Annotated in this window: 12 protein-coding genes and 1 tRNA gene; 4 read left to right on the top strand and 9 right to left on the bottom strand. The window is 43.3% G+C overall.

The genetic code is table 11. The features are described 5' to 3' along the window. Positions 1-45 precede the first annotated feature (45 nt). A complete protein-coding gene (locus tag CZ794_RS01775; protein ID WP_087039914.1) occupies positions 46-1,284 on the bottom strand; it encodes an argininosuccinate synthase in 1,239 nt (412 codons plus the stop codon). A 327-nt stretch (positions 1,285-1,611) separates the two neighbouring features. Between CZ794_RS01775 and pyrC the strand changes: the two genes are divergently transcribed. The 4 genes from pyrC (at position 1,612) to CZ794_RS01760 (ending at position 4,064) form a co-directional block, all read left to right on the top strand. Then, complete coding sequence (pyrC, locus tag CZ794_RS01770) at positions 1,612-2,682, top strand: dihydroorotase (RefSeq protein WP_087039974.1); 1,071 nt, start codon at positions 1,612-1,614, stop codon at positions 2,680-2,682. A gap of 139 nt (positions 2,683-2,821) precedes the next feature. Beyond that, positions 2,822-3,601 carry a ribonuclease T gene (rnt, locus tag CZ794_RS01765; protein ID WP_256958824.1) on the top strand — a complete coding sequence of 260 codons (780 nt, stop codon included), beginning with the start codon at positions 2,822-2,824 and terminating at the stop codon, positions 3,599-3,601. A 138-nt stretch (positions 3,602-3,739) separates the two neighbouring features. After that, positions 3,740-3,886, top strand: coding sequence for a hypothetical protein (locus CZ794_RS14045; RefSeq protein ID WP_179207215.1), 147 nt, complete (start codon positions 3,740-3,742; stop codon positions 3,884-3,886). Positions 3,887-3,988: 102 nt separating this feature from the next. Beyond that, positions 3,989-4,064, top strand: a tRNA-Glu gene (locus tag CZ794_RS01760). A 320-nt stretch (positions 4,065-4,384) separates the two neighbouring features. Here the strand turns inward: CZ794_RS01760 and CZ794_RS01755 are convergent. The 8 genes from CZ794_RS01755 to kdsA all read right to left on the bottom strand — a co-directional run bounded on the left by CZ794_RS01755 (position 4,385) and on the right by kdsA (position 12,380). Continuing rightward, a complete protein-coding gene (locus CZ794_RS01755) occupies positions 4,385-4,993 on the bottom strand; it encodes a BLUF domain-containing protein (protein ID WP_087039913.1) in 609 nt (202 codons plus the stop codon). Between the two features lie 409 nt (positions 4,994-5,402). Then, a complete protein-coding gene (ispD, locus tag CZ794_RS01750) occupies positions 5,403-6,152 on the bottom strand; it encodes a 2-C-methyl-D-erythritol 4-phosphate cytidylyltransferase (protein WP_087039912.1) in 750 nt (249 codons plus the stop codon). Between the two features lie 83 nt (positions 6,153-6,235). Beyond that, on the bottom strand, positions 6,236-6,544 hold the full coding sequence (locus CZ794_RS01745) for a septum formation initiator family protein (RefSeq protein ID WP_087039972.1): 309 nt from the start codon (positions 6,542-6,544) through the stop codon (positions 6,236-6,238). Positions 6,545-6,675: 131 nt separating this feature from the next. Then, entirely contained in the window at positions 6,676-7,992 is a 1,317-nt protein-coding gene (gene eno / locus CZ794_RS01740) for a phosphopyruvate hydratase (protein ID WP_087039911.1), read from the bottom strand. A gap of 334 nt (positions 7,993-8,326) precedes the next feature. Further along, positions 8,327-10,684, bottom strand: a complete 2,358-nt coding sequence (locus CZ794_RS01735; RefSeq protein ID WP_087039910.1) for a cation-translocating P-type ATPase — start codon at positions 10,682-10,684, stop codon at positions 8,327-8,329. A 215-nt stretch (positions 10,685-10,899) separates the two neighbouring features. Further along, positions 10,900-11,124, bottom strand: a complete 225-nt coding sequence (locus tag CZ794_RS01730) for a heavy-metal-associated domain-containing protein (protein WP_087039909.1) — start codon at positions 11,122-11,124, stop codon at positions 10,900-10,902. A 106-nt stretch (positions 11,125-11,230) separates the two neighbouring features. Then, positions 11,231-11,485 carry a heavy-metal-associated domain-containing protein gene (locus tag CZ794_RS01725; protein ID WP_087039908.1) on the bottom strand — a complete coding sequence of 85 codons (255 nt, stop codon included), beginning with the start codon at positions 11,483-11,485 and terminating at the stop codon, positions 11,231-11,233. Between the two features lie 19 nt (positions 11,486-11,504). Next, on the bottom strand, positions 11,505-12,380 hold the full coding sequence (kdsA, locus tag CZ794_RS01720) for a 3-deoxy-8-phosphooctulonate synthase (protein ID WP_143515687.1): 876 nt from the start codon (positions 12,378-12,380) through the stop codon (positions 11,505-11,507). Positions 12,381-12,414 lie beyond the last annotated feature (34 nt).

The raw sequence follows: 12,414 nt of genomic DNA, 5'->3' as shown, positions 1-12,414 counted from the left end.
ACCTCTGTTTTTTATGGCTTAACATCTATTCAACTATCATAAAGTTTATTTAGACAAATCGCGACCACGGCTAGCTTCGATAGCCAAACGCAGACCATTTAGACGGATAAAACCTTCTGCGTCTTTTTGATCGTAAGCACCTGCATCATCTTCGAAAGTTGCAATTTTTTCGTCAAATAACGAATCATCTGACTTACGACCGACGACGCTCACAGCACCTTTGTATAACTTTACACGTACGGTACCGTTGACGTATTCTTGTGATTTGTCAATCAATGCCTGTAGCATCATACGCTCAGGGCTGAACCAATAGCCATTGTAGATGATTTTTGCATAGCGTGGCATGAGCTCATCTTTTAGATGGGCGGCTTCGCGATCAAGCGTTAGAGACTCGATACCGCGATGCGCTTTTAGCATAATCGTGCCAGCTGGCGTCTCGTAGCAACCACGTGACTTCATACCAACATAACGGTTTTCAACGATATCTAAACGGCCGATACCATGTTTACCGCCGATTTCATTCAGCTTAATCATGACTTCATAAGGCTTTAGCGCTTCGCCATCGATAGCAACGATGTCACCTTTCTTGTATTCTAGTTCTAAATATTGCGCTTCATCAGGCGCTTCTTCTGGACTGACAGACCAGCGCCACATATCTTCTTCTGCTTCAGTGTACGGTTCTTCTAGAACGCCACCTTCATAAGAGATATGTAGCAAGTTGGCATCCATTGAATAAGGCGATTTTTTCTTATTACCTGCATAATCAATAGCGATATCATGCTCTTTGGCATATTGCATCAAGCTTTCACGGCTTGATAAGTCCCACTCACGCCAAGGAGCAATCGTTACCACGTCTGGTGACAAAGCGACAGCACCTAGCTCAAAACGAACTTGGTCATTACCTTTACCAGTCGCGCCATGACTGATGGCATCGGCATTGTGTTCTTTGGCAATCTCAACCAAACGCTTAGCGATTAGTGGACGAGCGATAGACGTACCGAGTAAGTACTCACCTTCATAGATAGCATTGGCACGGAACATCGGGAATACATAGTCGCGGGCAAACTCTTCGCGCAAATCTTCAATGTGGATGTGCTTGATACCCATTGCTTGAGCTTTGGCACGGGCAGGCTCAACTTCTTCGCCTTGACCGATATCAGCAGTAAAGGTGATCACTTCGGCATCATAAGTTTCTTGTAGCCATTTAGCGATGATTGAGGTATCAAGGCCACCTGAATATGCCAATACGATTTTATCAATATTTTTTGGATCAAGCTGAGCCATGAACAACTCCTATTATGAGAATATAGCGTTAGGGAAAGCGCTAAGGTTGAATCAAAAGATGAATTACTCGCTCAGTGTACATCATATTTACTATAGGCAAAAGTCTAACTGCCATTAGGCACTCGCTTTTGGTTTAAATTCTAAGGATTACATTTTGGGCGGCGCTGCCAAAACCCTACGTCATAAAGAAACAAAAAAGACAACTCAGTGAATTATGTAGGTATATTTGGTCGCATATTTAGTCAAGTAGGCAAATCTGTTATGATAGCGCTACCGTACTTCCTCCCTTTTACTTCCATATATGACGATATAGAGCGCGACGACATTATGACTGATTCGATTAGAGAGTTGACCCTCCTCCAGCCAGACGATTGGCATATTCACCTGCGTGATGGCAAAGCGTTGCGTACTACTGTACCACACGCAGCAGGTAGCTTTAATCGTGTGATTTGTATGCCAAATCTAGTACCACCAGTGAAGAACGCTGATGAGGCGCTTGCCTATCGCACTCGCATCTTGGAGCATTTACAAGCCAGTGGCCTGAGTGCTGAGCGAAAAGCAGCATTTGATCCACGCATGACGTTGTATTTGACAGACAATACGACGGCACAAGATATCGAAGTAGCCGCTAAGTCTGGCATCGTTCAGGCAGTCAAGCTGTATCCTGCTGGTGCCACCACCAACTCATCTGATGGCGTGACCAACATCAACGCCTGTGTTGATGTCTTTGAAGCGTTAGAAAAATATAATCTGCCCTTGTTACTTCATGGCGAAGTAACGCAAGATCATGTGGATATTTTTGATCGTGAGAAGCGCTTTTTGGATGAAGTGTTGGGACAAATTATTGCCAAATTCCCCACATTAAAAATCGTCATGGAACATATTACCACAAGTGATGCAGCGGACTTTGTATTGGCTCAAGGCAATCATATTGCTGCTACTATCACGCCGCAGCACTTGATGTTTAACCGCAACCACATGCTGGTTGGTGGCATCAAACCACACTTTTATTGCTTACCTATCTTAAAGCGTGAAAGTCATCAAAAAGTCCTGTTGGATGTGGCCACAAGTGGTAATCCAAAATTCTTCTTGGGTACCGACTCTGCGCCACATGCTACCGACAAGAAAGAAGCTGCTTGCGGCTGTGCTGGCTGTTACAGCGCTGAGACTGCTTTACCATTATATGCCACGGCTTTTGATAGTGTGGGCAAGATAGACAAGCTAGAAGGCTTTGCCAGTCGTTTTGGGGCGCAGTTTTATGGCCTACCCCTTAATGAGAGCAAAATAACGCTTATCAACACGCCGATGCAAGTACCCACCAGCTATCCTTATTTTGACGGTGGTTCACTCACGCCACTCATGGCTGGTGAAACGTTGCCTTGGTCTATCAAAGCGTAAAGCTGATCTCGTCAAATATTTTTACTTTATCCTACGATAAGAGTGAAATCCTTATATAAAGGGACAAAGCTTTTGTCGTAGGATGCCTTTTTGTTTATTCCATATAACAGTACGACTGATAAAAGCGATCTAACCTGATATGACCATTCAAAATGATGCCGCCGTACCTAATACCCATTCAACAAACCACTTAACGAACACACCTGATAACGACTCAAACATTGCTACTGAAGATACTGCGTCAGAAGAACAAGCCCCACTGCGCTTAAAAGACCGTTTTCGCAAGTTTTTGCCAGTCGTGGTTGATGTAGAGACGGCAGGTTTTAATGCACAAACCGATGCGTTATTAGAAATTGCCTGTATTCCTATCTTATTAAATGAGGAAGGCGTGTTTTATCCAGGCGATGCGTTTAATGCTCATATCGAGCCGTTTGAAGGCGCAAACTTAGAACCAAGCGCCCTTGCCTTTACAGGTATCGACCCGACCAATCCAATGCGTAAAGCGATTGCCGAAGATGAAAAAACAGCTCTTCGCCGTATCTTTAAAGGCTTAAAAGACGTGCGCCGCACTGAAGATTGCCGTCAATGCGTCCTAATCGGTCACAATGCGCACTTTGACTTGTCTTTTTTGAATGCCGCAGTACTACGTACCAATAGTAAAAGCCATAACCCTTTTCATAATTTTTCAGTGTTTGATACCGTTACCTTATCGGCACTGGCATTTGGTCAGACGGTGTTAGCACGCGCTTGTAAAGCGGCAGGACTTGAGTTTGATGGCAAAGATGCCCATTCGGCGCTATATGACACGCAAAAGACAGCTGAGCTGTTCTGCTACATTCTCAATCACTATCCCATGCTATCGAACATGATGCATGCTGAGCCTGCCAAAGAACCATCAGCAGATAACGAAGATGAATGAGTCCTTCTCACACATCATATATTGCTAACCGCACATAATAATGCTATTTGTAATACTTAATCATTTTATAGAGGTCTAAGTTGGCAGCACTGGTTTGAGCGAAGGCAAATAGGCAGACTTAATGGGAGGGACGTTATCATGGATCCACAATTTAAGTTATGGGGAACCATCATCGGTTATATGTTGCTCGCGTTGACTATCAGTACTTGTACTTCTTTATGGATTCGGTATCATTTAAAGCGTAAAGACCTACATCCTCGTCGCGCACTCAAAAAAGATATTTAATTGCAAAAAGGCGAAAAAAAAGTCTTGACAGAAAACGCAGAGGCTATTAGAATACGCACCACTTCAGCATAAATGGTGAAAGCAGTTGAAGTGTTGTTACTAGTCCCCATCGTCTAGAGGCCTAGGACACCGCCCTTTCACGGCGGTAACGGGGGTTCGAATCCCCCTGGGGACGCCACTATTCGGCGTCACTTATTAGCAAAATTGCTATCAAGCATCAAATCAGACTAATAAGCGTACCATCAAAAGCCCGCATTACAATATACCGTGATGCGGGCTTTTTTATGCTTATCAATTTTATAATTGCGCGCTCAAAACTTAGTTTTAACAATTCTGTGCATAGAATAATTGATTACCAGTATTAAATACCATTACGACGCCTAGCTTTATATTGAGGCCTCTATTATCATCGTTATAACCACCATCAAAAAAGCCAACATTAAATGCTGGCTCTTATGATTACATACTGTTTTCTTGTGGAAGTAGTCACATTCTTTTTTATAGCATCAGCCAAATAAGCGCCAGTATAATCAATCCACCCAAAATGGCTTGAATCAATAAGAATGCTTGGTGTTGCCCTACTACCTTACCTAGAGTTAGACCTAACGTACTGTATTTGATAGGCTGAGTATCAATATCACCGTTTTCTAACTGTTCATCGTAATAATCTTTCAAAATATTTAAGAATTCCTTGTATTCATTAGAATCCCAGCTGTCAGGCTTAAATGGCATAAACGATTTAAGTTTAGGCTCATTTATCATCCAACGCTCGAGCGTGATAGAACGTAGAGACCAACCAGAGAAACGACGCTCAGTGATTGCTGAAAAATCCAGTATCTTCAAATCTCTATGGCGATCATCCAATAGCAAACGATTTTTAAGATTGGTCAAGGCTTGTTCAGAACCCTCTACACACTGTAAGAAGTAACCATTGCCGTAGCAAAGAATACCAGTAATATTTTCTATTGTATTTCGCTCAATAGCGACTTCTGCAATGTCATTAAGCGTGCTGGCATTTGATAGGCCAGTCGAAGTAATATGGCTCAGATATACAAGCTGGCAGAGATCTGGCGTTACTGGACTTGTAGAATCATTGAATGTTGACAATCAGCTTCCCCTATATATTAGGTAAATGTAGCTAAGACAACTATAATAACTTTAGAAAAAACATAGAAACTAAACCTTTGAATGTATCAAACTGGTTTGTTATATTATTGATTTTATAAATGTTTATATTAATTGTATTAAGTTGGTTACATCATAGGCTAATTTAGTCATCAAAGCAACTCATGATTATATAAAATTGTTAAGTGTTATTAGTAAACATTATTTCATAAAAACACATGATTGATTTTGACAGTTATTAACCGTGTGAGCAAACACTATTTGCTAAGAATGGTAATAAAAAGCCATCACTTAAAACCCAATGCTTGAGTAGACAGGGTTCGACATAGATTCAAACCGCGTCGATTTGAACAATTTGGGATAATAGAAGTCTGCTGTTATTCGAAGTACGTTAGGGCGGGTCAAACTGAGCGGTAAGGATAGCTGACAATAATAGTGCATCGTCGGGATAAGTAAGCTTAATGTTTTGGCGACTGCCAGTAACCAGACGGATGGGCAACTCTAAATACTCAAAAGCACTGGCTTCATCTGTAATAGTCAGTTGATGCTCAGCCACATAATTCAAGACTCTTTTAAGAGTTCCCAGTCGAAATACTTGCGGCGTTTTTGCTTGCCACATGCCGCTTCTATCTATAGTACGCTTGGCATAATAGTGCTGATGATTGTTATCTAACAGCTTGTCTGTAGTCTCAGACTTGGTATGCGAGGTCTTTAACGTATCCGCTACTGGTGTTGCTAAAATAGCACCATAAGGCTCTGACATTGCAGCTTTAATGACTTGATCAATATCATGTCTAGGTACGGCTGGACGTGCGGCATCGTGAATCAGTATCAAATCTGAATCATCAGCCCCTATGTCACTAATCGCTTCCACTCCCGCTTGAACCGATTGCCAGCGCTCGGCACCACCAATAGTATAAGAAACAGGTATGGCAAAGTTGAGCGTTGATGCCGTACTATCATCCTCTGCCACCACCAATAAACACTGATCAATATACTGACTACTTGCAAGCCTTGCCACACTAAGCTCTAACAACGTCTGATCTTGCAATTGAGTATATTGTTTGGCAATAGGTGCGCCAAAACGACTGCCACGGCCAGCAGCGACAATCATGGCATAGGTGCGAGGAAGATGATTCATAAGAGAATAGTTAAGGCTGTGGCCCAAGTATGATTAAAAAGAGAGGTGAGTAAAAATAGAGTGCCCTATCATATATTGGCAGATTAATAGCGCGTATGTGTCGTTGGTGCAGTAGATACCTGAACAAACGTCTCATTTGGTTTAATCAAGCCCAAGTCCAAGCGAGCATGCTCTTCGACTGCCTCAAGACCATTTTTAAGGTCGTAGACATCCGTACGTAATAAATTATTGGCAGCGACTTGGTTATCATTTAAATGCTGCTGCTCCTCAATCTGAGCTAACAATTCATTATGTCCAGATCGCCCATTCTCACCCAGCCAATACTGATATTGCAGTCCTAAAAGCACTGCAACCGCTAAAGCAATTAACATAAATTGGCTAAAGTATTTCATGTGATCACGCCAAACGACAGAAAATTTGTAAAATAAAAATAAGCCAAGCTTATTTTTAGCTGAATTTGCTAAACGATATATTCTCATATCAATAAGGATATATCGCCTAGTATTAGCTATAAACTTGCTTCTTAACCACGTAGACCGATAAACTCTTCACGGCCACGATAGCTTGCACGTACTTGCTGCTCAATACGTAACAACTGATTGTATTTTGCCACGCGATCTGAGCGGCATAATGAACCTGTTTTGATTTGACCAGCCGCCGTACCAACTGCTAAATCTGCGATGGTGCTGTCTTCCGTTTCACCTGAGCGGTGCGAGATGATGGTTGCGTAGCCATTTTTCTTCGCCAGATAGATCGCATCTAGCGTCTCTGATAAGGTACCAATCTGATTGAATTTAATCAAAATCGCATTGGCAATGTGCTTATCAATGCCTTCTTGCAAGATTGTAGGATTGGTCACAAACAAATCGTCACCGACCAACTGGACTTTATCACCAATCTGTTCGGTCAAATACTTCCAGCCATCCCAATCTGACTCATCAAGACCGTCTTCGATAGAAATAATAGGATATTGACGTGCCAATCCTACTAGATAGTCTGAGAAACCTTGACTATCAAACGCTTTATTGCCTTCGCCTGCCAAAACATACTGACCGTTTTTATAGAACTCACTGGCTGCACAGTCTAGGGCAAGATGAATATCTTCACCTGCTTTATAGCCAACCTGCTCAATCGCTTGCAAAATAACTGTGATGGCTTCTTCATTACTACGTAAGTTTGGAGCAAAACCGCCTTCATCACCAACGGCTGTATTTAAGCCTTGAGACTTCAAAACGGATTTTAAGCTATGGAAAATTTCTGTACCAGCTCGTAGTGCTTCTGAAAAGTTCGTGAAGCCTACAGGCTCAATCATAAACTCTTGAATATCAACCGTATTATCTGCGTGCTCGCCACCGTTTAGGATGTTCATCATTGGTACAGGCATCGTGAGCGACGTCTGATTGCGCAGATTGGCAATATATTGATGCAGCGGCAAGCTCTGTGATTTTGCAGCAGCTTTGGCAGTCGCTAAAGACACTGCCAACATAGCATTAGCGCCAAGGCTGTCTTTATTTTCTGTGCCGTCTAATGCAATCATGGCATCATCGATGGCTTGCTGCTCGGTCACATCTTTGTCCATCAATGCACTACGAATCTGGCTATTGACGTTGGCAACGGCTTTTTTAACGCCCTTACCCATGTAACGAGTTTGATCGCCATCACGCAGCTCTAAAGCCTCACGTGAGCCTGTAGATGCCCCACTTGGAGCAGCAGCACGACCAATGGTACCGTCAGCTAAAATAACATCAGCTTCAATCGTTGGGTTACCGCGCGAGTCTAAAATCTCACGAGCGCGAATGTCTTTAATTGCGGTGACGTTGTTGGTTTCTTCAGCGTACATAATGTCTGTTAATTCCTTTGGTCATGCCAAGTTTATGGGATAAATAACGGCAACTAGAATACAAAAAAGATAAAGCAAACTGCCCTATGGTACCTATATCTAAAACTGCCTTTTGCATTGGCAAAATCGGTCAGCTCAAACAGCATTTAAACGCTGTTTAGTACAATGACAGCCAGCTATATTGCTTGGCATCATAGCATATTTTTTATCAAACTTCCCTTATCTTACACTGACTTGCAGCCCTAATTTTAAATATAGGCATCTTAGCCAAACCTAACTGTCTGCTGTGATAGTCTGGCTTCGATATAACCTGTTGTTAAAAAAAGCATCGTCATCAGACTGTTTTGGGAGGAGTCGTCTTAGTATGCGTAGCAGAGACTGTATTGTCGAGCGCTACCTTGGTTTTAAACCGTGTCAACCGTAGTGCATTCATCAGTACTGAGATGGAGCTAAGTGCCATCGCAGCCGCTGCAATCATCGGATTTAAGAATCCAAATGCGGCAAGTGGAATGCCCAGACAGTTATAAATGAAAGCAAAAAATAGGTTTTGTTTGATATTGCGTAGCGTTGCTTGCGCGATTTTTTGCGCCGCATCAATATGCATGAGCGACTCACCCATCAACCGAGCAGAAGCACTGTGCTGCGCCACATCTGTCCCTTCGAACATAGCAAAGCTGGCATCTGCAGTTGCCATTGCAGGTGCATCATTTACCCCATCGCCCGCCATAGCCACTTTATGACCAGCGGTTTGTAATCGCGCAATTTGACCAGCTTTGTCACGTGGACTCATTTTACCATATGCTTGTTCGATACCGAGCTGCCCTGCGACATGATCAACGACAGATTGCTTGTCACCGCTCATCAAAATCACCTGAAGACCAGCATTTTGTAATGCAGTAATGGCTTGCGGCGTATCGGCTTTTAAATCATCAGCCAATGCAAAGGCACCAAGTGGTTCATCGTTGATACTGACTGCCACTGTACTGGCAACTTGCCATGCTTTTGGCATAAACTTGGGTAGCGTGAGACTTGCAAACTCTGCTGTACCCACTTTAATCACTCCAAGCCCATCGATCTGTGCTTGAATACCAGCCCCTTTTATGACATTGATGTCACTCACAGGCAGTAATGGCAAATCACGTTTGGCAGCTGCATTGATGAGTGCGGTTGCTAGCGGATGGCTCGCGTGAGCCTCAACGCTTGCTGCAATTTGTAAGACATCGTCAGTGGCTAATGATTTATCGACCATTACTTGATCGACAATCGTAGGTTTACCCATCGTCAAGGTGCCAGTTTTGTCAAGCACCACCGTATCGACATTGCCAGCGGCTTCTAGACTTTGAGCATCTTTAAACCAGACACCATGACGCGCGGCGACACCCATACCAGCCATAATCGCGGCTGGTGTTGCCAGCCCTAATGCACAAGGACAAGCAATAACCAAGACCGATACGGCATGCATCAAGGCCGTATCTATCATTCCTGTCAGCCACCATGTCAATCCAAAAGTGACTAAAGCAATGGCGATCACGACAGGCACAAAAATGGCCGTTACTTTATCCGCAAGACGTGCCAGATTGGCTTTTGAGCCTTGGGCTTCACTCAATGCTTGTACCATATCGCCCAATTTGGTATCACTGCCTTTGGCACTGACGCGATACAGCAAACTACCATTTTCCAGCAATGCTCCTGCCAGCAGCTCATCACCCACATCTTTTTTGAGTGGTACCGATTCACCAGTTAAGTGACTTTCCTCACACCAGCCACTCCCATCGATAACTGTCCCATCAGTGGCCACGCGGCTGCCTTGCTTGACGCGTAGAATATCTCCTATTTGAATGTCTCTGAGGGCAACAGAATGAAACTCACCATTGGGCTGTTGGCGCTCGACCTCATCTGGCGTTAATGACAATAACAAATCAATGCTGTTTAAACTGTGCTTTTTGGTACGCTCTTCTAAATATTTACCCGTTCGCACAAAGGCAATAACCATCACACCTGCTTCAAAATAAACAGCAGGGCCATGGTCAGTACCATGACCAACCATCTGATTGCTTTGCAATAAGCTGTTTAAGCTGCCATCACCATGAGTGAGCCACAGGTAAGTTGAATACGCCCAAATGGTCACTGTGCCAATGACGACCAACACATCCATATTGGCAAGACCGCCTTTGATTGAGGCCCATGCACTCTTATAAAACGGTAAGGCAAAACCAAACTGTACAATCGTGGCTAAAACAAACTGAAGCCAAATAGCAGGCATCCAAGCCATTCCCTGACCTGTCAGCATGCCAGCCATACCGACTAAAAACGGCAGCAAGCAAATCCATAATCCAATCAAACGCCATGGATACTGCGTGGCTGTATCTTCATCGGTTTGTGAAAAAAGACTGTCAGCTGCCTGCAAATTGGCAACAAAACCCGTTTTGTTCACCCATTCTGTAATCTGCTCTGGCGTCGTCTGCGCAGGATCATAGTCCACATTGGCCGTCTCGCCTGCAAAATTTACATTAACCTCATGTATTGAAGGCTTTTTGTTCAAGACTTTTTCGATACGTGAGGCGCATGCCTGACATGTCATACCTTCAATCGCAAGTTGTAGATGGGCACGCTTTGGTGTGAGCGTTGTATTGGATTGAATATCGGTATCGACGTCGTAGGTGTGATGGTTATCAGTATGGGAATCATTCATAAATAGGACTCGTCATGGCGTTTACGCAAAGGTATAAGCCATAAAAACAACAATGGGTGGAGAGATTTAAATCAAACAGCTATTACATTCTCAAGCTATCGGTTTTGTCAGAACCGCTTATAGTCAGTTCGTCTTAAAAAAGTAAACAGTCAGTGCCAATTTTTAATCACTAAAAAACCAGCCATGACAGCTGGTTGTTAAATAAAGGAAAAAACTTATGAATTGGCAACGGTCGCATCAAAGCCTGCGTCATCGATAGCCGCAGCAATGGCTTCTGCACTTGTCTTACTGTCATCAAAGGTGACTGTAGCTTGATTGTCAGCAAGCTCAATGCTGATATCATTCAAACCATCAATATCTGCGGTAGCATGGTGAACGCTTGCAACACAGCCACCACAAGTCATACCTTCGATTTTAATAATGCGTGTTTGGTCTGCCATAGTAGGCTCCTTATTTTTATTGGTGAATAATCTTATCTTTTACCTGTTTATTAACACTACTAAATTATCAATACTACTAAATCAGTATTGTTAGTAACTACAAAGCTCAATCATGATAGTGTGGGTTTTGCGGTGCATCAATTGGGAATGGCTGAGTGACGTAATCCACCATACTAATAGCAGCCGTCAAAGCATGGATGCTCGTATCTGTATCCTCATAGCGTACATGAGCCGTGTGACTTGCCGTATCCAGCTCAATGTCCGTAACGCCCGAGATATTTTTTAGGGCTGTCATCACACTATCTAATCCGTTGGCATCATCAATGTTTTCAATACTTACCTGCGCAGTTTTGATTGCCATGGTGTTATCTCCTACCTCATCAATGCGTATCGAGAACCTCAAAACCTTTAACCAAGTCATCAATCTGCTTAAGCTGACGTAAAAACGGCTCTAACTGGTTCATTCTCAACGCACAAGGACCATCACATTTCGCAACTTCTGGGTTCGGATGCGCTTCTAAAAACAGCCCCGCCAATCCTGTAGCCATACCTGCACGTGCCAATGTTGTGATTTGCTCGCGGCGACCACCCGCGCTATCGCTACGTGCGCCTGGCTGCTGCAAGCTATGCGTCACATCAAAAAACACTGGTATATCCATCTGCTTCATCGTATCAAAGCCCAGCATATCCACGACCAGATTGTTATAACCAAAAGCACTGCCACGCTCACAAAGTATGAGCTTGTCGTTACCGCCTTCAAGGCATTTATTGACAATATGACGCATCTCATGAGGGGCTAAAAACTGCGCTTTTTTGATATTAATAATCGCATCGGTCTTAGCCATCGCATGTACCAGATCTGTCTGACGTGACAAAAACGCTGGAAGCTGAATGATATCCGCCACCTCAGCGACTGGTGCGGCTTGATGAGGCTCATGCACATCTGTGATGATGGGTACTTGGAATTTTTCTTTGATTTGACCCAACCAATCTATACCCTGTTCGAGTCCAGGACCACGATAAGAATGTAAACTTGAGCGATTGGCTTTATCAAAACTGGCTTTAAACACGTAGCCAATACCCAAGCGCTTACATATCTCGACGTATTGTTCAGCAATCTCAAACGCAAGTTCTTTTGATTCCAATACATTCATGCCGCCAAATAATACAAACGGCTGATCGTTGCCAATATGGATGGTTTTGTTGTCGGGTGTGCTCAGATCAATATGTGATTGTGCTGTTAATAAATTTTCCATTAAAAAGCTTCCTCATTATTGTTATCAAACTTTC

The organism is Psychrobacter sp. JB385 (genome assembly GCF_900163785.1).
Lineage (GTDB): Bacteria > Pseudomonadota > Gammaproteobacteria > Pseudomonadales > Moraxellaceae > Psychrobacter.
The sequence above is the reverse complement of the archived record's forward strand: the minus strand, read 5'-3'. Positions and strand labels throughout refer to the sequence as shown.

What these genes read in the sequence shown, in the direction of transcription:
- CZ794_RS01745 (WP_087039972.1), bottom strand. Translation starts at nt 6,544, where the DNA reads ATGAAATACTTTAGCCAATTTATGTTAATTGCTTTAGCGGTTGCAGTG.
- rnt (WP_256958824.1), top strand. Translation starts at nt 2,822, where the DNA reads ATGACCATTCAAAATGATGCCGCCGTACCTAATACCCATTCAACAAAC.
- CZ794_RS01730 (WP_087039909.1), bottom strand. Translation starts at nt 11,124, where the DNA reads ATGGCAGACCAAACACGCATTATTAAAATCGAAGGTATGACTTGTGGT.
- CZ794_RS01735 (WP_087039910.1), bottom strand. Translation starts at nt 10,684, where the DNA reads ATGAATGATTCCCATACTGATAACCATCACACCTACGACGTCGATACC.
- ispD (WP_087039912.1), bottom strand. Translation starts at nt 6,152, where the DNA reads ATGAATCATCTTCCTCGCACCTATGCCATGATTGTCGCTGCTGGCCGT.
- CZ794_RS01775 (WP_087039914.1), bottom strand. Translation starts at nt 1,284, where the DNA reads ATGGCTCAGCTTGATCCAAAAAATATTGATAAAATCGTATTGGCATAT.
- CZ794_RS14045 (WP_179207215.1), top strand. Translation starts at nt 3,740, where the DNA reads ATGGATCCACAATTTAAGTTATGGGGAACCATCATCGGTTATATGTTG.
- eno (WP_087039911.1), bottom strand. Translation starts at nt 7,992, where the DNA reads ATGTACGCTGAAGAAACCAACAACGTCACCGCAATTAAAGACATTCGC.
- CZ794_RS01725 (WP_087039908.1), bottom strand. Translation starts at nt 11,485, where the DNA reads ATGGCAATCAAAACTGCGCAGGTAAGTATTGAAAACATTGATGATGCC.
- kdsA (WP_143515687.1), bottom strand. Translation starts at nt 12,380, where the DNA reads ATGGAAAATTTATTAACAGCACAATCACATATTGATCTGAGCACACCC.
- pyrC (WP_087039974.1), top strand. Translation starts at nt 1,612, where the DNA reads ATGACTGATTCGATTAGAGAGTTGACCCTCCTCCAGCCAGACGATTGG.